This is a genomic window from Flavobacterium sp. NRK1 (genome assembly GCF_024054175.1).
Taxonomy (GTDB): Bacteria; Bacteroidota; Bacteroidia; order Flavobacteriales; family Flavobacteriaceae; genus Flavobacterium.
In genome coordinates, this window is the sequence record NZ_JAMXLA010000001.1 from 617,341 (window position 1) to 637,937 (window position 20,597).

The window sequence follows — 20,597 nt, forward strand, 5'->3', positions numbered from 1 at the left end:
TTTTTTTAATGTTTTTTTAACCTTATTTCTCAACTGTCTAATTACCCGATTATTGCAGTATGAATTATTTTTGGTTTTGTAGAGATGACAAGGATGACAATATTGAATTTTTGACAATTTTAAGCTTTAAAACTATAGCAGCATTGAAAAGTTTCTAATCACATCACATTTTTATTTAAAAAAAATACTCTTATATATATGTAGTAATAAAAAATCCCGGCCTAACCGGGATCAAATTTTTAAGCAAAATCTATTATTAGTCAAATCGCAATGCTTTTACGGGTGATATTTTGGTAATAATATATGAAGGTATCAATAATAATGTCACACACACTATAATAGTTCCGGCATTGATAAGTAGTATAGCCGGTACATCAATAGCTACGGGAGCAACAGTTACATAGTAATTTTCCGGAGGAAGCTTAATTATTCCGAAATATTTCTGAATAAGCAGTAATCCAATACTTATAACATTACCCCAAAACAATCCTTTTATTATAAGGTAAGCTGCATTGTATAAAAATATCTTTCGCACACTCCAGTTTGTAGCCCCAAGTGCTTTTAGCATTCCAACCATTTGGGTTCGTTCCAGAATCAGTACCAGCAAGGCAACAATCATATTAATTGTAGATACTACTACCATTATTATTATAATAACAATAATGTTGGTATCAAACAATTTCAACCATTCAAAAATATTAATGTATTTCTCTTTAATTGTCTGACAAAATAAGGTAGAGGGTATGGCTTTATATATCTCATCTCCTTTTTCATCTATCTTAGTAAAGTCATCAATAAAAACTTCAAAAGCCCCTACCTGATCACTTTTCCATTTATTGATGCGTTGTATGTGACGAATATCACCTATTAAATAGGTAGCATCAAATTCCTGGAATCCCGAATTATAAATACCTACTAATTGAAACACTCTAAGGTTAGGCATACCGTTTCCGCTTTCTTTCATAAAGAAAGTATTAAACTTATCGCCTACCTTTAGCTTTAATCTGTCGGCAAGGTACTGCGAAAGCAATACTTCATTATTAAGGCTGTGTTTTAAATCCGGTATTCTTCCTTCTACAATATATTCTTTGAGCACATCCCATTTATACTCTTTCCCCACACCTTTAAAAACTATACCTTCAAAAGCCTCTTCAGTTCTAATAATACCTGCTTTAGAAGCTACAGCCTGAATATGATCTATTCCCTGCACCGATCTGAATTGTGGATAAAAGTTTTGATGGATTGATAGAGGCTCTACACTTACGTCAGATTGATTATCATCAAAATTAGTGATAATAACGTGTCCGTTAAAAGCAGATACTTTTTCGCGAATCTTATCCTGCAGTCCAACACCCGTTGCTATGGCTATTATCATCATGATAATACCTACAGCTATAGCTATAATCGCTATTTTTATAATTGGTGCAGATATACTACTTTTATGGTTCTTTGCGGTAACCAGCCTACGGGCTATGAAATATTCTAAATTCAACTGACTTATGGTATCTTATTCGTTGTTCAAAAATACATTTTTATTCTCATTTATACTTATGGCTGCCTGCGGAAATTCTGTTTCTCGGGCAAAACCAACTGAAGACAGTCAAAAGTCACAATTAAATGAAATAATAATAGATACCCTTCCTAATCAGGCAGTATTATCTGAATTTAAAACCGGTGCCGAAAATTTTAAAAACTATGCTCCTTTACTAAAAGGAAAAAAAGTAGGTATTGTTACCAATCAGACCGGCACCGTAAGAATTAATACTACGAACGAAAGTATATCAATAGTAGATTTTCTATTATCTAAAAACATTGCCCTTGAAAAGATATATGCTCCTGAGCATGGTTTTCGCGGAACTGCTGATGCAGGAGAACTGGTTAAAGATGGTAAAGACACGCAAACAGGCCTACCAATTATATCATTATATGGTAATAATAAAAAACCTAAACCTGAACAACTGAAAGATATAGATATTATGCTTTTTGATCTTCAGGATGTTGGTGCCCGCTTTTATACCTATATATCTACACTGCATTATATAATTGAGGCATGTGCTGAAAATAATATTCCACTGGTAGTTTTAGACAGACCTAATCCTAATGGCAATATTGTTGACGGCCCCGTTCTTGAAAAAGAAAACACAAGTTTTGTTGGAATGCACACCATTCCAGTTTTACATGGAATGACAATAGGAGAATATGCACAAATGATAAATGGCGAAAAATGGACTAAAAATACTAATCCGTGTCAGCTTACAGTAATTCCCTGCTCAGATTACGATAAAAATATGGAATATCACTTACCTGTTAAGCCATCTCCAAATTTACCAAACGACCAGGCCATTAACTTATATGCAAGCCTTTGCTTCTTTGAAGGTACTAATGTGAGCGTAGGACGCGGAACAGATAAACAATTTCAGATTTACGGATCACCTTTTCTGCCAAAAACAGGATATCATTTTACGCCAAAACCCAATCATGGAGCTAAAGATCCCTTGTATAATGGTGTTGAATGTTATGGTGAGGATCTTTCATCTATAAATAAAGTAAAAGGTCTGGAATTAAAATGGGTGATAAAAGCTTATAAGGAAACCGCAGATAAATCTAAATTTTTTATTCCTTTCTTCACAAAGCTGGCTGGGACATCTAAATTACAGCAGCAAATAGAAGCTGGCATTACCGAAAAGGAAATAAGAAAAAGCTGGGAATCTGATATTGCTAAATTTAAAACAATAAGAAAAAAGTATCTTATATATAAAGAATAGATTTTTAATTCTTAATGTTTACACAAAGTCTTTTACAGTATGCGCAGCGTTTCGTAATTTTCAGTTGTATTAATAATCTAAAAACAAAAGCTATGAATATTACTGAAACAATTGACAATATAGTTCAATACATTATAAAATTCATTGAAAAAATTAAAGGCTATGTAGATATTGCCATCGATTTTTTCACTGACTTAAAAGACCGTATTGAAGGCCTGCTTGAATATATTGAAGAAAAACTTGAAAGCATCGGCGGCATTATTGAAGAACTAAAGCACCACAACGAAGAAGTGGCTGCTTAATTATTAAAACCTTCCTCTCCGGAAGGTTTTTTCTTTTTTGTATTCCTTATAGTTTTTACCAATGCCCTGTTTACATATAATAATATAGTGAGAATAATAAATACCGGTATAGTCAGAAAAGCAATTTCAAATATCTTATCGGTAAAGTTATTTACAATAATATTACTATTTATAAAAAATAGCCCTGTGGCTATTATGGCCGATACAAATATTAATATAAAAATTCTTTTAAATGTTTTCATAGCCTGATTATTCTATTTGCTGACCAAATTGTAATAAATAACCGTTATTATCATAAACTGCAAACTCCCGCATTCCATAATTAAAATTTTCTATATCATAACAAACTTTACAAACCTCTTTAAACCTGGACCATAATTCATCTACTTTATTCGTAATAATGTAAAATGAACCCGTAAAATACGGTTTTGCAAAAGAGACATGTTCATTCGGATAGGCAAAAATTATTTCTATATTATCTTTTATCACAGATGCCCACCCCAGAGATTCTTCAAATGCTGCACAATCAAAACCCAATATAGTAGTATAAAAGGTTATTGTTGCTTTTAATTCTTTTGTATAGAGCACCGGCTTTAAAGTGGTAAATGTTGACATACCAAAAATTTAGAAAAACAAAACTACACAATTTTCTTTTTCATTTCTTCGACTATATTATAAGCTGCGGGGCAGATAGCAACATTTTGAAGTGTAAGATTTGATATTTGCTGAAATTTTTTCCTGTCGGTATGTGGAAATTCCCTGCAAGCTTTAGGTCTCACATCATAAATCATACAATAGTTCTCATTGTCTAAAAAAGTACAGGGTACACTTTGCAGCACATAGTCATTATCTTCGTCTATACGCAGGTACTTATCAATAAATTGTTGTGGTTTTAATCTGAAATGCTTTGCAATACGCTCTATATCTGCCAGGGTAAACAAAGGCCCGGTGGTTTTACAGCAATTAGCGCAGTTAAGGCAGTCTGTTTTTTTAAATTCCTTATCATGCAGCTCCTGCATAATATAATCCAGGTTTTTAGGCGCTTTCTTTTTAAGCTTATCAAAAAACTTTTTGTTTTCGTTATGCTTATCTTTGGCAAGCTTTGGGAGCTGTTTTAAAAAGTCATCCATCACACAGGACATTTATCAATCATCTGGCAAAAGTATAAAAAAATGAAAGACCTTTTCGGAAAAGCTATATTAGACTATCAGACCAACAATTCACCGGAAAATTTAATTACTGAAACATCAATTTCTGAAGAGGATGAAATGAGTGTTGCTTATTTATTCAGGGAGTTTAAAGAGATGCCTAAACTAGAAAAAAAAGCATTGCAGATGGCAAAAGGCAAAGTGCTGGATGCAGGCTGCGGAGCCGGCAGCCATTCTTTATACCTGCAAACCGAACGAAATCTTGAAGTCACATCTATAGATATTTCTCCAAATGCAATAGAAGCCTGTGTATTGCGAGGTGTAAAAGATGCCAGGGCAGAAAATATTATGCAAATAGACGAGACCGAAAAATTTGACACCATATTATTGCTAATGAATGGTGCCGGAATGTGCGGAAAGCTTTCTGAAATTTCCGGTTTTTTACAGAAGCTAAAATCTTTACTGAAAGAAGGCGGGCAGATATTACTCGATTCATCTGATATTATTTATATGTTTGATGAAGATGAAGATGGCGGAAAATGGATTCCATCTGATGTTGAATATTATGGAGAGGTCATTTTTAACATCTCCTATAAAAACCAGAAAGAAGATCCTTTTAATTGGATGTATATAGATTACAATACGCTTCAAAACGCAGCGCATGCTAATGGATTGAATTGTGAATTGGTTTTGGAAGGCGAGCATTATGACTATCTCGCAAGACTTTATTAAAATACAAAACCCCGAACTTTAATTCGGGGTTTTGTATTTAATTTACTGTGCGACTACTCCATATATTTTGCCATAACGCCCTGAAGTCCCATGCCCCATTCCTGTCCTGCAGCCTGTCCTTTTTCAAAAAGCACTCCGGTTTTAGAAGCAAATTTCTTACCTACAGGGCTCTCATAATATTTAAGCATTGCTTTAATATCTTCATGCGTAAACTCCTGCATATATATATCAGCTATTTTAGCTATCAAATCCTGAATAGAAGCATCAAGATCTTTTTTAAACTCAGCCTGTTTTTCAGCAGGAACATTTTTCACTATATCTTTAGTAAGCATTTCAAATTGAGTAGCAAACCCACTAAGATTAAGTACTTTTATAGCATCTGCTTTAAAAGTAGCATCTGCCGTTTGTGCCATTGTTACTTGCGCAACCAGCATGAATACTGCTGCTAATAGTAATTTTTTCATTTTTAGATTGATTTAAATTATTAAGGAATATTAAGATATTTATGTGTTTGCAGTGATACTCTCCACTTAGGGTTATTCATTACATAATCTACAATAAGTGGTGTCATCTCTTCTTTTTTACTCCACTCCGGCTGTAGGAAAAGAATTGCATTACCATTTATTTTGGCAGCCTGTTCTTCGGCAAAAATAAAATCGTGCTTATTATGAATAATCATTTTAAGCTCATGGGCATGCTCATATATTTCCTCTGTAGGAAGCTTAGTTTTTTTAGGAGACAGGCATATCCAGTCCCAGGTACCCGATAAAGAATAAGCTCCGGAAGTTTCAATATGCACTTTTAACCCGGCATTTTTCAACTTGGATGTGAGAGGGCCCATATCCCAGGTAAGTGGTTCTCCTCCGGTTACCACTATAGTTTTTGCATACTTTGCAGCATTCGTGGCAATGGTTTCAGTTTCTGTTGGCGGATGCAGTTCAGCATTCCAGCTTTCTTTTACATCGCACCAGTGACATCCAACGTCACAACCGCCAACCCGGATAAAATATGCTGCTGTACCGGTATGATAGCCTTCTCCCTGAATGGTATAGAATTCTTCCATTAACGGCAGCATTTCTCCTTTTTCTACTTGTATTTGTATTTCCTTCTTCAGCATGATATTTCAAACAGGGTGCAAAGATAAGGATAATCACTTTATTTTAAGCAAATAAAAAACCGATGGCTTGCCATCGGTTTTTTGTAGTTATGAAAGAATATTATTTTAATGCTTTCAACTGGCTTTTTACAAATTCATCATTAGGATCAATTGCAAGTGCTTTATTAAAATAGTCAGTAGCTTTGGCTTTATCAGTCAATGCGTAGTAAGCTCCTGCATTAGCATAAGCATCCAGAAGATTATTTTTCTGATTATTTATTTCTGCCTGTCCTTTAGCGGTTACTATCCTTATGTACTCATCATAAGCCTTAGCCATTTCTCCCAAAGATTCATCAGTATTTATATATCTGTTGATTTTGGCTCTGTATAAATGAGCATCCTGAGCATCAGGAGAAAGCTCAATTACTTTAAGAAGAGATTTATCTGCTTTCTTAAGGTTTTCAATATTATTTTTTTTGTCCTCGTCTGATTTATTTACGTGATCGTAATAAACAGAGTAAGCATAGTAAAAGCTATCAAAGAAGAGATTAGGGTTATCCGGATTTGTTGTAGCAATTTCAAATACTACAGCAGCAGGACCATATAATTTTTGCTTGAATAGTTTTTGACCTATAGTATTAAACTCAGCTGTAATATTAATATCAGTTTCAGCAGCTTTTTTAATATTAGCAATTGCTTCATCAAAAGCAGCCTGATCTGTAATTATACTATTGCCCTGCTCGTCCTGTCCAACACTCGATGCAAGATTTGCAAGTCCAAGATAAAGGTAGTCACGTGCTATAATACGCTTAGGATCTGCTTTAGCAATCCATTCCCTCATAGCAGCAGAGCTTTCTTTATATTTACCGTTTTCATATAGTGAATAAGATAAGTAACGCAGTATTCTTGGATTAACTTTATCCATCTGCTGCATTTTTTGAGCTTCAGCTTCAAGCGCTTTGTAATCTCCTGTTAAAAGAAGAAAATCTGCATGTCTCATACGTGAGTTAAGTGAATAATCAGTAAGAGTCATGTATTTCTCATAGTAAGAAAGTGCTTTAGCATTATATTCCGGCTTTTTTTCCGGCTGAACTACACCCCAAATATAATACGTTTCCGCAAGCTCTCTGTAAACAGGTCCATAGTTAGGATCTGCAGCTACAATAGCTTCAAAAGCTTTAATTGCCTCAGGGAATGCAGCCCTGGTATTTTTAGTAATAACAGCCAACTGAAGTTTAGCTCTTAACAAACTGCTGTCATACTGAAGAGCATTACGATATGCAGAATATGCCTCGTTTTGTTTTCTGTCGCCATAATAAGCATCTCCCAGACTTAGATATGCCTGAGCAGATTTAGAATCTTTTGCAATAGCCTTATTTAAAAAAGTAATTGCTTTTTTATAATCCGGCTTTTCAGAAAATATATATGCACGGCCTATATAAATAAGCTGATCTACATCTCTTCTTCCCATTTCCTCTTCCACAGCTGCAAACTTAGTCTGAGCCGCGGCTGTATTGCCATTATTAAGATCTATCTGACCTAACCCTATTAAGTTGAATTCAGGGTTCTTTTTAACTTCTTTACCTTTATTAAAATAAATGGCAGCAGAGTCCTGCTCTGTCTGCTTAAGGTAAACATCCCCTAAAAAGAAATAATTTTTTCCTTCATCCGGTGATGACGCTATAAGCGATTTTAAAATTGTTTTTGCTTTTTGGTATTGTTCGGCATCAATTGCTTTTTTTGCCTGATCAACATCCTGTGCAGATGCTGCTCCAAAAAACAGTAATGATAATCCGAGAAATTTCAACTCTTTCATTTGTATTATTTTATAATTCTACTTGTTCAAATTTATACTAAGCCTAAAGCTCATTTCGCACTTCTATTTCCCTTGTCGGAATTTCAACAGGCAGTAATCCGGACTTTAAAATAATGCGTTGTCCTTCAAATGCACCTATGTAAGTTGCAAAACCCATGCCTAATCCGTCTTTCCCACTGTAATTTAACACGTATAACTTACGTATTAAAGGATAAGAACCCGTAGCAATATTGCTTTGAGAGGGCTTATAATATTTTTTTTCTCCTTTGTCAGTTTTAACATTATCTACTGCCAAAACAGTAATATCAGACACTATTCCTGCTAAAGAAGGTGTAGGTTGTGACAGCCAGTTCACCCCAACTATACCAACTGCGCCGGGAATGTCATGTACATACTTAATAACCTCTTCATTTGTTTTAAGTGAATACACATTTTGAGCAGGAACCTGCTTAACCCCGGCTTCTTTTAGAAGATACTGCACCGTGCTGGAATTAGGATTGTCAAATACAAGTTTCTGCACCTTATCAGAAGTATTACCCTTTAATATTTTCAGGACTTCTTCAAGATCAATAACGGTATCCTTTACGCTTTTATTAGTTATAAATGCAATTGCATCTGAGGCAAACGCAGTAATTTGCGGCGTTATTTTTCTCTTTTTAAAATGGGTATTTTCTTCTTCAGTAAGAAGCCTTGGTAATACTACTACACTGGCAGAATCTTTCAATAAAGCATTTACCAGTTCATTTTCAGTCATATTAACCTGAGTTACATGTGCCCGGTCATAAACACTATGAAAAACGGCAAGTACATCTTCCACAATTGGCTGAACGGTATTATCAACCAATATTGTGGTTTTACCAGAGGTAAGTGTTTCGCTAGTACCCTGCCCTGCCTTATCTCCTTTGCAGGAAAAAACAGCAAGAGCTATAATAATACCTATAAAAAATATTTTATATATTTTATTCATCTTCATTATTGTTTCCTTTGGTACTTTGCCAAAGCCTTATAAACCTGAAAAAAGAATAAGCAATAAGCAATATACCCATTGCCAGCCTGCCATTACGGGTTAGTGATAACGGAATTTTTTCCCAGAATATTATCATTAAGCCTAAAGCAAAATACATTAGGAAAAACACTATACCTAAAACAAACAGAAATCGCTGTATGGGCGATTTCTGTGTTTGTTGGTGAGATTTTCTTTTTGAAAGCATCTCTATATTCCTTATGATCTAATATTAATTGTAATAGGAAGGTTGTATGAAGCCCTAACCGGCTTACCGTTTTGTATACCCGGCTGCCACTTAATTTTAAGTGATTTAAGCACACGCTCAGCTTCTTTACCTAATCCGTAACCAGGATCCCTAAGTACTTTAATTGCAGTTAACGAACCATCTTTTTCAACAACAAAAGATACATATATCTTAGCCTGTAAATTCTGGTCAATTTCAGGAATCCTGAAGTTATTGTTAACATACTTATAGAATGCTGCTATACCACCCGGGAACTCAGGCTGAACCTGAAGACCTGCAGAGTTATAAACAGTGTTATCAGGAGCTTCAACTCCTTTATCAAGGTCACCTGATGGTTTACCAATATTGATATCTCCTGTAGGACTTGCTTCAGCATTCCTTGAACTCGGATCAGCTTCTTTAAACTGCTCCTGTTTCGGCGGATCTTCCGGAACTTCTTCTTTCTTAACTGCCTCAAGCGGTTTAAGCTTCACTTCCTCAACAATAGACTTAGGCGCCTGTTGCTGCTCTACCGGTGGTGGTGGTGGCGGAAGCGGTTCTTCAACCGGTGGCGGCGGAAGATCAATCACCTCGATAACTTTATCCACATCATCTTTTTTATCCTTAGAAGCTATATCACCCAGTTTCTCAACAATTTTAGGTGTAGCTACAAGAAAAGTAAAAAGCACTGCCCCGATGATAAGCGACTTTACTGTAGTCTTTGGGTTTTCTGTACGAAGCTGATATGCGCCATACTCTTTGTTACGGCCTTCAAAGACCATATCAACCCAGGACTTATTAAATATATTCAGTTTTGACATAATAATAGTTTTTTAATTAACTCTTTAGGTTAGTATAAACCCGATTGAGTCAATAGGTCAATTTCTGCAGGCGTAATATCACCAATTGCATAAAGCTGCGGATGGGTAATTGCCATTTCATCAAGCATATCTACAAGATTCTTATAACTTGCCTTGTCACTTGCCTTAATGTTAACAATAAGTCCTTGTTCAGGCTTACCATCTCTTTCAGCAATAGCCTTACCAATTTTTATCTGTTTTAAAAGATCCTGACGTATTCCGTCTTTACCAAATACAGCTTCCGTTGGTGCTTCAATAGGTGTTTCAAACTTACCTCTATACCACATTATTTTATTATCCTTTCCTATTAAAATAGTCATCAAACGAGACTCATCGATAGGAGTACGGTCAGTTATATTATTAGGGTCTTTATCCGGCATTGCAAGCGGCATAGATTGCGGCTTGGACAGCGTAGTGGTAAGCATGAAGAAGGTGATAAGAAGGAAAGCCAAATCTACCATCGCAGTTAAGTCAACTCCCGGATTAGATTTCTTACTTCTTACCTTGCCGCCTTTCTTGCCACCGCCGTCGCCGGTATTTAATTCTGCCATTTTATAGTGTGTTTATAAAATTAAAAGTTTTCATCTCTTAAACCGGTCACTAAATAGAACCTGTTCTTTTTTTGTTCCTGAAGAATATCCATAACTCTTTTAATAGTTGGGTAATCTTCTTTAGCATCACCTTTTATAGCAATATTAAGATCTCCATCTCTAAACTGATCTACGGTTATCTCCCCTTTTGCAAATTTTTCATCAAGTTTCGCTTTTTGAGCTTCCCTTGCAAACTGAACCCAGTCACCTAACTGATTAGTAATAGTATCAAAAGGAATACCTTTCTGAACCCCAGGTTCATTTCTTTTAGCAGCGTCAAGCTTTAAAAGACCTTTAAGTTCATTGATCTTAACACCAAAACCATCGATTTTAGAAAACTCTTTATATTCTTCATCAGTAAAGTTTACACCATACTTAGTAGAAATACGCTCAAGAGTACCTCTTCTTACCTCAGGATCAGGAATTGAAAGAAATGCCTGTTTATCACCTACTGTAATTGTTGCCACACCTTCTTCAGGAAGCTTATCAAGCACTGTTGAAGCCGGAGTATCTACCGGTTTAGGTTCTGGCTGTTTTGCAGTAGCAGTCATAATAAAGAATGATAACAGCAGGAATGCCACGTCGCACATCGCGGTCATGTCTATCCTTGTGCTCTTCTTTGATATTTTAACTTTAGCCATTATTGATTTTTATTAGCTACGGACGTTAGAAAGCACACATTATAAGTGTACTTTCAAACTCCATATATTGTTTATACTTCTACTATTGATTATGCTTGGTTAGCACGAGATCTGAATCTTCTGTACGTTTGTACAATTGTGAATCCAGCCTCATCAATAGAGTAAGTAAGTTTGTCAATTTTAGACGTAAAGATGTTGTAAGCAATAATTGAAAGCGCAGAAGTACTAATACCTGTAGCAGTATTAATAAGTGCTTCAGAGATACCATTTGCTAACTGAGATGAATCAGGAGTAGAACCTGCACCAAGAGCAGAGAACGCCTTGATCATACCTGTTACTGTTCCTAATAGACCCATTAGCGTACCAACTGATACCAGTGTAGAAATAATTACAAGGTTTTTTTCAAGCATTGGCATTTCTAATGAAGTAGCCTGCTCAATTTCCTGCTGAATAGCAGCTTCAGCTCTTTCGCTGTCAAAACCTTCTCTTTTTACTTCTTCATATTTTAAAAGACCTGCTTTTACAACATTAGCAACAGTACCCTGTTGTTTATCGCATTCAGCCATAGCCTCATTAATATTTCCGTTGCTGATCTGAGACTGTACTTTTCTTAAGAAAGACTCAACATTTCCTTTTCCTGAAGCCTTGCTGATAACAAAGAAACGCTCAAATGAAAACACAATCGACATTAATAATAGTCCCATTAGTACAGGTACTACATAACCACCTTTGTAAACCATCGCCAGGTAGTTACCCGGTAGTGGGTGGCCCTCAGGATTACCATCCTGGAAGTTAGAAGGATCTCCCATTATAAATTTCCAAACAAGGATACCAACTACTATAGATAATACTATCGCTAAACCTGCGAAGATATTAGATCCTTTAGATTCTCCATTTTTCTCAACCTTCTGAATAGATGCGTTTGCCATTTTTTTTAAAAATTTAGTTTTCTGATTTTTTAATAATAGTTTCTTATTGTTAAAATTTTTCTTGTATAAGATTGGCAAATTTATATCATTAAGGCATAAAAAAAAATAAAATGGTTTTTTTTATCAATTCTTAACAATAATTTATTGCAAACTTAAACGATACGAAATCTTGCGTTTAAATAAATTACTTATACATTATTTATTTTTCCCAATTTAAAAACCCCATTATTTGTTAATTATTTGAAATTAATATAGATTAAGTATAAATAACATAAATCTATATGATTTATTGTGCAAGCATTATAATTTATTCAATTAATTGCTTTTAAAGATTTTTTTTAAAAATATCTCAACATTCACCTAACGTTAGAAGAAGATTCAACAACAGAAAAACGATTTAGCAACACCAAAAAAAGTCAATTTTACCATATCCCTTCTAATGCATTTCTTTTTTAAATTTTTATTTGTCAGTGAGTATTTAAAAGTTCAAGTATTTTATCTTCAACTTCTTTGCTATCCCATTTCTGTTCAATGTTGTCCATTAGCATTATCTCGTCCATTATAGCCTTCTGATGGTCGCCTAGTGCCAATGCTTCAGCATAAGGCCTGAAACTAAATGTTACCCTGCTATATAAAGGTAGCCATTTATCGGGATATTTTTCTGAAAAATGCTTTTCAATTTTCTTTTGAAGCAAAAAGCCTGCATCTGCAGTTTTAGATCTCATTTCCATAAAATTGCGATAGGATAGTTCCGCAATAGCATCGGCATTGGGTTTCCTGCTTACCTGATATTCTTTAAAAATAGCTTCCCAATCGTCGCCGTATTGCTGCATAAGCTGGTTAAGAATAGTAATATCTTCAAATCCGGCGTTCATACCATGCCCGTAAAAAGGAACTATGGCATGGGCTGCATCACCTATAAGCGCTACCTTGTCCTTATATGTCCAGGGGTAACATTTCATTGTAACAAGTGTGCTGGTTGGATTTTTAAAAAAGTCTTCAACCAGATTAGGTATAACTTCTATGGTAGAGGGGAAATGCGTTGCAAAGAAAGTTTCCAGTGTTTCTTTATCTTTTAAAGATTCAAAAGAGTTTTCTCCTTCAAAAGGCATAAAAAGAGTGCAGGTAAAGCTGCCATCAAGATTAGGCAGTGCAATAAGCATAAAATCCTGTCGGGGCCATATATGAAGCGAATTTTTATCAAGCTTATGAGTTCCATCCGGGTTAGACGGAATATTAAGCTCTTTGTAGCCTGTATTTAAAAATTCCTGTGAGTAATTAAACATGCTTTGGCGCTGCATTCTGTGTCTTATCCTGGAGAAAGCACCATCAGCCCCAAAAACTATATCGTATTTAAGATCTTCCCAGGGGCCTTTTTCTTCTTCACCTGCATGAAGTGTAGCATCCGCCATGGTAACATCCCATATTTTAGTTTCAAAAAAGAAGTCCACACCTTCGGCTTCTGCCAGATTTATCATCTCCCTGTTAAGCACACCGCGCGATATAGAAAAAATACTCTCTCCCTCACTACCGTAGTATTGATAATTAAGTGGCTGGCCTATAAGATGAATAGCCCTTTTTTCCATTGGTATACCTATCTTTCTTATCTCATCCCCTAAACCCACATCGTCAAGGGCGCGCCACCCTCTGTGTGACATGGCCAGATTAATAGATCTTCCCGAAAAACGAATGGTTCTTATATCAGGGCTGCGGTCGTAAACATGAACAGTATGTCCTGCCCTTTTTAGGTATATTGCCAGTAATGACCCTACTAAACCCGAGCCAACTACTGCAATTTTTAATGGAGTCTGCATTGCAAATTATTCTATAACAAAACAAAAGTACTTAATTAAACTTCAGACAAGGGTGTTTTTAATCATTTATTTATAACTGATTTTTTATTAAGAAAAATTTGGCTATTAAAGGATTCATAATTAATTAACACCTACCGCTATAAAGAAGTAATTTTAACATACTAACTAATAAAAAAATATATTATGAGAGATTTAGTATCGTTAATTATTGTAATCCTTATCATAGGATGGCTGGTAGGATATTTTGGTTTTGGTGAAGCAGTAGGTAGCTTTATCCATATACTATTAGTACTTGCAATCATAGGAATTCTTTACAGACTTGCTGTAGGAAGAAGACCTTAACCAAAAAAGTATCACCCTTTAAAGCTTAAAATCAAGCCCTTTATGCAATTGCATAAAGGGCTTGATCTATATATTACAACCCAATAATTTATAGCATATATATTTTAATAACTACCCAATTATCAGTTTGGTTTTTCATTACATTTGTTAAGCTTAACACTAACTTAGCATTGGGTCATGGGGTTTGAATATAAAGAAATAGAAAGAGTTGGAAAACTCACCAAAAAAGAATTCATAGAGAATTATTACAAGCCCCAAAAACCTGTAGTAATTACCAATCAAATAGAAGACTGGCCCGCTTTTACAAAGTGGAATTTTAAATTTCTGAGAGAGATCGCCGGAGACAAAACCGTTCCGCTTTATGACAGCCGTAAAACAGATTACACTAAAAAAGTAAATGAACCTGATTTTAAAATGTCTATGAGACAGTATATAGACATTCTGGAAAAAGGCCCTACAGATCTTCGTATTTTCCTATATAACCTAATGAAAGATGTACCTTCTATGAAAGAAGACATGAAGTGGCCAGACTTAGGATTACGGCTGCTCAAAAATCTTCCATTAGTTTTCTTTGGCGGAGAAAATGCTAAAGTCTTTATGCATTATGATATCGACTTTCCTAATATTCTTCATTTTCATTTTGCGGGACAAAAACAATGTGTACTTGTAGATCCTCAAGAAACCAAATACATGTACCGCCTACCTTATTCATGGATATGCAATGAAGATATAGATTTTGACAATCCTGATTTCGAAAAATTTCCCGCACTTAAACATGTAAAGCCTTACATTACCACCCTGCAACACGGAGAAATGCTATATATGCCTGAAGGCTGGTGGCACTATATGAAATACCTTACTCCCGGCTTTTCTTTAAGTCTGCGCTCCTTAGCCGGAAGGCCTTCAAATCTTATAAAAGGATTAACTAATGTGGCTTTTAACCGCTATTTTGACAACTGGATGCGAAAGTATAAAGGGCAAGCCTGGCTGGATTATAAAGACAAAGAAGCTATCCGTAGAACCAATGCTACACTTAAAATTTAATAACTACGCTTAAGCCTGCCTGCTCACCATTATAAAAGGGAAGTCCTAATATGGACATCTTATTTTCTTCTTTATTTCCAAACAATTGCTTCTGAATAAAAGGATGCAGCCAGTAAGCCAGTTTTGTACTTAAAATACCTATACCCGCTCCGGTAGCAACATCAGTAAACCAATGCCTGTCGTTATACATTCTCAAAACTCCTGTACCGGAAGCAACCGCATACCCTGCAACGCCATACCATGGAGAAACATCTTTATATTCCTGCCACATAATTTCTGCCCCTGCAAAAGCAGTAGCGGTATGCCCTGATGGAAAAGAATTGTCAGTACTCCCATCCGGCCTTTGCTCTTTACACAATGATTTGAGGCCCATTACCGAGCCTGCCATAATAAGATGTGAAGTAGCTACAATTATCGTAAGATCTTTATAATTGTGCTTTCCTTTAATACCGGCTATATTTAAGGCATATATAGATACAAGCGGTGCATAGCGGGTGTAATCGTCTATTGTGGTTCCATCACCCTGCCCTTTAGAAACTCTTGATCGTACAGTTGTATTAAAATCTTTAATTCCGTGATTAGCAAGCCCAACCACTCCATATCCAACTAATACCGTAGGCACTAAAAGTTGTTTATATACAGAACCTTTTTGAGTAACAAGAGATTGATTTATAAGAGTATCTTTACCTATAATAATTTCTTCCTGAGCCGCAACTGTCAATATATTACATATTGAAAACAGTAAGATGATTGTTCTCTTCATTAATAGTCCTTCCCATATTCGATACTATAACGGGACCTGAATTAATAAATTATACAATGTTAATTTTTTAACATTTATCATTATTTGCTCATTAAAAAACGCAATCAATTAATGATGCGCTTTTTTTAACTATAGAAAATGCTTCTATTTTTTTCCTTTCGACTTCGCTTTCTTTTTAGATTTAGCCTTCTTTTTAGATTTTTCTATTTTCTTAGCTTTTGCTTTAGCTTTTTGCTTTTTAACTTTATCCTTAGCCTTCTTTTTAGCTTTGGCTTTTTTAGCTTTACCCTTCTCCTTTAAACCTTTCAATTTTGCTTTCTTCTTTTTCTTATCTTTTTCTTTTTTGCTCTTTTCTTTATCTTTCACCTTTTTATCTTTTTTAGCAGGCTTATCTACTTTTACAACCGGCTCCTCAGAAGCTGTTGTAACTTCGTCATTTAAAGTTTCAGTATTGATCTCCTCCTTTATTTCTTCCTGCTTATCCGAATCAATTTCAACAGGCTTATGCTCTGCAGATTTGGTTGTATTTCTCGGTCTTCTTGCAGGTTTCGGCTTCACAGCATCTGGCAAAGATTCTTCACTTATTTTTGGGTCATTTAAAGATGCAGCTTCTTTAGCCGCTTCGTCTTTTTTTTCAACTGGTTGTTTCATGGGGTAAACTTTTTGCTATTATATTAGGTTTTCTGCATCATTTCGCACATAATGTTATTACATTATCAATTAAATGTAAATTTAATCCTAACAAAAATAAGCTTTTAAAACACATCTCAATGTTAAGTTTTTACCATCCAAAGAAATCAAAAACACAAATTATGTCGAATTGAATAAGAAATTGAAAATTTTTATACATTTACGTAATCAGTTACGTAATTAATATTATATGAATTTTTTTAATAAAACAGGAAAAATGGCAATTGGCAGCCGATTGAGAATACTTACAGATAAAATAACAGAAGATGCTGCCAAAATATATGAGTTATATGATGTGCAGCTTCAGCCCAAGTGGTTCCCGGTATTTCATACACTCACACATGAAGAAAATACAATTACAGGTATTGCCCAACATATAGGGCACTCCCATCCTTCTGTAAGCAAAATAGTTGCAGAGATGTCTAAAAAGGGAATTGTTACCGAACGAAAAGATAAAAATGACGGCAGAAAGAATATAATAGTGCTTTCTGAGAAAGGGTTACAAATGGCTGAAAAAATGAAAAAGCAGAATATGGATGTAAATAACGCCATAGAAGATATACTTACATCTACCCAAAATAATTTATGGAAAGCTATTGAAGAATGGGAATTTGTACTTACTCAAAAATCACTGCTACAAAGAGTAAAGGAACAAAAAAAGCAAAGGGAAAGTAAAAAAGTAAGAATAGTAAATTATACTTCTAAATACAAAGAGGCTTTTAAAACACTAAATGAAGAATGGATAACAACCTATTTTAAAATGGAGGCCGCAGATTATAAAGCTCTTGACAATCCTGAAGAATATATATTAAACAATGGAGGCTGTATTTTTGTAGCTCTATATGATGGAGATCCCGTAGGTGTTTGCGCTTTACTTAAAATGGATAATACTCTATATGATTACGAATTAGCCAAAATGGCAGTGTCGCCAAAAGCACAGGGAAAAAATATAGGATGGCTGCTCGGACAGGCAATAATAGAAAAGGCAAGATCTTTAGGAGCCTCCAATATTTATCTTGAAAGTAATACTATATTAAAACCTGCTATAAATCTATATCATAAACTCGGATTTGAAAAGGTGGCCGGTTTAGAATCTCCTTATGAACGCTGTAACATTCAGATGGAGTTAAAAATAAGACAATAAAAAAGCGTCAGGATTTCAGGTGAAATTCTGACGCTTAGGTTTTGTGACCTCAGAGGGATTCGAACCCCCAACCGCTGGAGCCGAAATCCAGTGCTCTATCCAGTTGAGCCATGAGGCCGATTATTTCTGATGTAAAATAAGATCAGAAATTTATAATGTTATGCTAATGCCTTTTTAACTGCATTTGAAATTGTTTTTCCGTCAGCAGTACCGGCAAGCTCTTTGGATGCAATTCCCATCACCTTACCCATATCTGCCATTCCTGAGAAGCCATTATCAGCAATAATTTTCTTCACAACAGCTTCAACTTCTTCCTCACTAAGCTGTGCAGGTAAAAACTTTTCTATTACAGCAGCCTGTTCAAGTTCAGGGTCAGCAAGATCCTGACGTCCCTGCTCTATGTATATGTTAGCACTGTCTTTGCGTTGTTTTACCAGCCTTTGAAGTAATTTTATTTCTTCTTCGGCAGATAATTCTTCTTTAGCCCCACTTTCAGTCTGCGCCAGCAGTAATGCTGATTTAACTGCCCTAAGTGATTCTAAAGCTACTGTATCTTTAGCTTTCATGGCGTTTTTAATAGCGTCCATGATATCGTTTTGTAAACTCATAGTACAAGTTTTAATGTGCCTGCGAAGATAAAAAAATAACCCGAAAATACTATTATATTTTCGGGTCAAAGGTTCACATTTGGATTAGTTAATCTACATTGTCATGCAGGAACGAGTTGTTAGAACGCAACTGTAAGTCGTCGTTGCTATCTGTTCCTAAAGACAAGCGCGATTTGCTATTATCTGTACGGGAGTCGTTTAGATCGATACCCATTCTTTTATAAGCAGGTTCTTTTTCAATTTCATCAATCCTTGCAGAACTGTTATGAAATTTATAATTGAACTCTTTCATTTTCCTTCTGCGCTCTTCCGCTCTCATTTTAAGTGTTTCTTCTATAGTCATTTCTACAGGAGAAATATCCTCATTAGCAGAAGTCTGCTTAGCAGGTTCCTGTTCGGCAGTTTTCATTGTGAGATTAAGCTCCGGAGCAATAGGTTCTTCAACCTTAGCAACAGGCTTAGATTCTAAAAGTTCAGTTTCTTTTTCAAGATATTCCTCAAGCGAATACCTCACAATACCTGTTTCATTAAGCTCAGTAACAGGAACTACCTGTACCGGCTCATTAACTTTAATATCGCGGGTTTCATCACTTAAGCTGAAAAGAACTTTTTCTTCTCTTTTAATGTTATCTGTAGAAAGATCAAATGAGAATGTAAATTGCTCTTCTTCTTTCTTAGCTGCCACTACAAACTCAGGCTCAAATACTTCAATCTCCCTAACATCTTTAATTTCTGTCATCGCAGGCGCAACAGCAACAGGAGCTGCTACAGGTTCAGGAGCAGGAGCAACCACTGGTTCCGGTGAAACGATTTCAAAAAACACGTCAAGATTATTGATGTATTCTGAAGAAGGAAACTCCGGTTCTGCAACTTCAGCTGTCGGCTTTTTTCCTTCAGCCTCCTCCTCTTCAAGCTCAAAAATTATTTTTTCTTCAACAACAGGCTGTGGTTTTACTTCAGTTTTTGGCTGTTCAGACGGCACTGAAAAATCAAATCCTGACATTGGCTTATTTGTAAGATCCTGAACCAGTCTCTGTCCTTCTTCCAATGCATGGATTATTCTTTTAGGCTCTGTATTTACAATTTCGTTTTGCTGCTCTACATTAAAGCCTGTAGCAATAATAGTTACAGCAACAGAATCACCTAAAGACTCATCTTCACCAACACCCATGATGATATTAGCATTATAACCTGCTTCAGCCTGGATATGATCATTTATTTCTCCTATTTCATCAATAGTAATTTCACTTGTACCCGAAACGATAAGCAACAATACGTTTTTAGCACCTGTAATTTTATTATCATTTAATAAAGGTGAATCAAGAGCATCAACAATAGCATCTTTAGCACGGTTATCACCCGATGCTATAGCAGACCCCATTATAGCAGTACCACTATTTGACAATACTGTTTTAGCATCTTTAAGGTCAATATTTTGTGTATAGTGATGCGTTATAACTTCAGCAATACCTCTTGAGGCAGTTGCCAAAACTTCATCAGCTTTAGAGAACCCTGCTTTAAAACCAAGATTACCATAAACTTCACGCAGCTTATTATTATTGATAACGATTAAAGAGTCTACCTGCTTTCTAAGCCTTTCTACACCAGATAATGCCTGTTCGGACCTTACCTTACCTTCAAACTGAAAAGGTATGGTAACAATACCTACTGTAAGGATATCTCTTTCTTTAGCCAGCTGGGCAATAACAGGAGCAGCACCTGTTCCGGTTCCGCCGCCCATACCGGCAGTTATAAATATCATTTTAGTATTAGTGTCAAGCATCTTTTCAATATCCTCAATGCTCTCGAGAGCCGACTGCTGCCCTACTTCAGGGTTTGCGCCTGCACCAAGGCCTTCGGTTAATCCGACACCTAACTGTATTTTGTTTGGTACAGGGCTATTTTGCAATGCCTGTGAATCTGTATTACAAACAACAAAATCAACACCTTTGATCCCCTGCTTAAACATGTGGTTTATCGCGTTGCTTCCGCCTCCGCCAACACCAATTACCTTGATCACGTTCGATTGATTTTTGGGTAAATCAAACGTAATGCTTCCAAAATCTGAGTTGCTCATCATATCA

24 protein-coding genes and 1 tRNA gene are annotated in these 20,597 nt (G+C 35.6%); 6 read left to right on the forward strand and 19 right to left on the reverse strand.

The features are described from left to right. Positions 1-256 precede the first annotated feature (256 nt). On the reverse strand, positions 257-1,492 hold the full coding sequence (locus NHE85_RS03035; protein ID WP_252809540.1) for an ABC transporter permease: 1,236 nt from the start codon (positions 1,490-1,492) through the stop codon (positions 257-259). Positions 1,493-1,499: 7 nt separating this feature from the next. Between NHE85_RS03035 and NHE85_RS03040 the strand changes: the two genes are divergently transcribed. Both NHE85_RS03040 and NHE85_RS03045 read left to right on the forward strand, forming a co-directional pair. Next, on the forward strand, positions 1,500-2,765 hold the full coding sequence (locus tag NHE85_RS03040; RefSeq protein WP_252809544.1) for an exo-beta-N-acetylmuramidase NamZ domain-containing protein: 1,266 nt from the start codon (positions 1,500-1,502) through the stop codon (positions 2,763-2,765). Between the two features lie 92 nt (positions 2,766-2,857). Then, positions 2,858-3,067 carry a hypothetical protein gene (locus tag NHE85_RS03045; protein ID WP_252809546.1) on the forward strand — a complete coding sequence of 70 codons (210 nt, stop codon included), beginning with the start codon at positions 2,858-2,860 and terminating at the stop codon, positions 3,065-3,067. Here the strand turns inward: NHE85_RS03045 and NHE85_RS03050 are convergent. From NHE85_RS03050 to NHE85_RS03060, 3 genes are read right to left on the reverse strand one after another with little or no spacing between them, the layout of a single operon-like run. Further along, the gene (locus tag NHE85_RS03050; RefSeq protein ID WP_252809548.1) at positions 3,064-3,309 is read right to left on the reverse strand and encodes a hypothetical protein; all 246 of its coding nucleotides are present in this window, start codon (positions 3,307-3,309) and stop codon (positions 3,064-3,066) included. The genes NHE85_RS03045 and NHE85_RS03050 overlap by 4 nt on opposite strands. 7 nt (positions 3,310-3,316) lie before the next feature. Then, entirely contained in the window at positions 3,317-3,682 is a 366-nt protein-coding gene (locus tag NHE85_RS03055; RefSeq protein WP_252809550.1) for a VOC family protein, read from the reverse strand. A 23-nt stretch (positions 3,683-3,705) separates the two neighbouring features. Continuing rightward, positions 3,706-4,197 (reverse strand): YkgJ family cysteine cluster protein, encoded by a 492-nt coding sequence (locus tag NHE85_RS03060; RefSeq protein ID WP_252809551.1) that lies wholly within the window; start codon positions 4,195-4,197, stop codon positions 3,706-3,708. A 42-nt stretch (positions 4,198-4,239) separates the two neighbouring features. Here NHE85_RS03060 and NHE85_RS03065 point away from each other — a divergent pair, with 42 nt between their 5' ends. Next, a complete protein-coding gene (locus NHE85_RS03065; protein ID WP_252809554.1) occupies positions 4,240-4,947 on the forward strand; it encodes a bifunctional 2-polyprenyl-6-hydroxyphenol methylase/3-demethylubiquinol 3-O-methyltransferase UbiG in 708 nt (235 codons plus the stop codon). 53 nt (positions 4,948-5,000) lie between these two features. Here the strand turns inward: NHE85_RS03065 and NHE85_RS03070 are convergent, their stop codons facing one another. The 10 genes from NHE85_RS03070 to NHE85_RS03115 form a co-directional block, all read right to left on the reverse strand. Then, complete coding sequence (locus NHE85_RS03070) at positions 5,001-5,411, reverse strand: DUF2059 domain-containing protein (protein WP_252809555.1); 411 nt, start codon at positions 5,409-5,411, stop codon at positions 5,001-5,003. Positions 5,412-5,431: 20 nt separating this feature from the next. Then, positions 5,432-6,064 carry a 7-carboxy-7-deazaguanine synthase QueE gene (locus NHE85_RS03075; protein WP_252809558.1) on the reverse strand — a complete coding sequence of 211 codons (633 nt, stop codon included), beginning with the start codon at positions 6,062-6,064 and terminating at the stop codon, positions 5,432-5,434. Positions 6,065-6,164: 100 nt separating this feature from the next. After that, entirely contained in the window at positions 6,165-7,859 is a 1,695-nt protein-coding gene (locus NHE85_RS03080) for a tetratricopeptide repeat protein (protein WP_252809560.1), read from the reverse strand. Positions 7,860-7,902: 43 nt separating this feature from the next. Next, positions 7,903-8,826 (reverse strand): PstS family phosphate ABC transporter substrate-binding protein, encoded by a 924-nt coding sequence (locus NHE85_RS03085; RefSeq protein ID WP_252809561.1) that lies wholly within the window; start codon positions 8,824-8,826, stop codon positions 7,903-7,905. Further along, entirely contained in the window at positions 8,819-9,070 is a 252-nt protein-coding gene (locus NHE85_RS03090; protein WP_252809564.1) for a hypothetical protein, read from the reverse strand. Before NHE85_RS03090 ends, NHE85_RS03085 begins: the two co-directional genes overlap by 8 nt. An 11-nt stretch (positions 9,071-9,081) precedes the next feature. Then, the gene (locus NHE85_RS03095; protein ID WP_252809565.1) at positions 9,082-9,909 is read right to left on the reverse strand and encodes an energy transducer TonB; all 828 of its coding nucleotides are present in this window, start codon (positions 9,907-9,909) and stop codon (positions 9,082-9,084) included. 29 nt (positions 9,910-9,938) lie between these two features. Next, the gene (locus tag NHE85_RS03100; RefSeq protein WP_252809567.1) at positions 9,939-10,499 is read right to left on the reverse strand and encodes a biopolymer transporter ExbD; all 561 of its coding nucleotides are present in this window, start codon (positions 10,497-10,499) and stop codon (positions 9,939-9,941) included. Between the two features lie 20 nt (positions 10,500-10,519). Further along, on the reverse strand, positions 10,520-11,179 hold the full coding sequence (locus tag NHE85_RS03105) for a biopolymer transporter ExbD (RefSeq protein WP_252809569.1): 660 nt from the start codon (positions 11,177-11,179) through the stop codon (positions 10,520-10,522). Between the two features lie 89 nt (positions 11,180-11,268). Beyond that, positions 11,269-12,108 (reverse strand): MotA/TolQ/ExbB proton channel family protein, encoded by an 840-nt coding sequence (locus NHE85_RS03110; RefSeq protein WP_252809571.1) that lies wholly within the window; start codon positions 12,106-12,108, stop codon positions 11,269-11,271. 467 nt (positions 12,109-12,575) lie between these two features. Next, positions 12,576-13,922: an NAD(P)/FAD-dependent oxidoreductase gene (locus NHE85_RS03115; protein WP_252809574.1), complete on the reverse strand. Its 1,347-nt coding sequence runs from the start codon at positions 13,920-13,922 to the stop codon at positions 12,576-12,578. A gap of 183 nt (positions 13,923-14,105) precedes the next feature. On the opposite strand from NHE85_RS03115, the gene NHE85_RS03120 reads away from it, so the two are divergent. Further along, on the forward strand, positions 14,106-14,264 hold the full coding sequence (locus NHE85_RS03120; RefSeq protein WP_252809576.1) for a lmo0937 family membrane protein: 159 nt from the start codon (positions 14,106-14,108) through the stop codon (positions 14,262-14,264). A gap of 177 nt (positions 14,265-14,441) precedes the next feature. Continuing rightward, positions 14,442-15,308, forward strand: coding sequence for a cupin-like domain-containing protein (locus tag NHE85_RS03125; protein WP_252809577.1), 867 nt, complete (start codon positions 14,442-14,444; stop codon positions 15,306-15,308). Here the strand turns inward: NHE85_RS03125 and NHE85_RS03130 are convergent. Together NHE85_RS03130 and NHE85_RS03135 are read right to left on the reverse strand one after the other, a co-directional pair. Further along, positions 15,298-16,071: a phosphatase PAP2 family protein gene (locus tag NHE85_RS03130; RefSeq protein WP_252809579.1), complete on the reverse strand. Its 774-nt coding sequence runs from the start codon at positions 16,069-16,071 to the stop codon at positions 15,298-15,300. The two genes, NHE85_RS03125 and NHE85_RS03130, sit on opposite strands and share 11 nt — an antisense overlap. 144 nt (positions 16,072-16,215) lie before the next feature. Next, positions 16,216-16,722 (reverse strand): hypothetical protein, encoded by a 507-nt coding sequence (locus NHE85_RS03135; protein ID WP_252809581.1) that lies wholly within the window; start codon positions 16,720-16,722, stop codon positions 16,216-16,218. 229 nt (positions 16,723-16,951) lie between these two features. Here NHE85_RS03135 and NHE85_RS03140 point away from each other — a divergent pair, with 229 nt between their 5' ends. Next, positions 16,952-17,905, forward strand: a complete 954-nt coding sequence (locus NHE85_RS03140; RefSeq protein WP_252809583.1) for a GNAT family N-acetyltransferase — start codon at positions 16,952-16,954, stop codon at positions 17,903-17,905. A 44-nt stretch (positions 17,906-17,949) separates the two neighbouring features. Here the strand turns inward: NHE85_RS03140 and NHE85_RS03145 are convergent. The 3 genes from NHE85_RS03145 to ftsZ form a co-directional block, all read right to left on the reverse strand. Continuing rightward, positions 17,950-18,023: transfer RNA gene (locus NHE85_RS03145), tRNA-Arg, on the reverse strand. 40 nt (positions 18,024-18,063) lie between these two features. After that, positions 18,064-18,513: a GatB/YqeY domain-containing protein gene (locus tag NHE85_RS03150; protein WP_252809585.1), complete on the reverse strand. Its 450-nt coding sequence runs from the start codon at positions 18,511-18,513 to the stop codon at positions 18,064-18,066. A gap of 88 nt (positions 18,514-18,601) precedes the next feature. Next, entirely contained in the window at positions 18,602-20,593 is a 1,992-nt protein-coding gene (gene ftsZ, locus NHE85_RS03155; protein ID WP_252809587.1) for a cell division protein FtsZ, read from the reverse strand. Between the last annotated feature and the right edge of the window lie 4 nt (positions 20,594-20,597).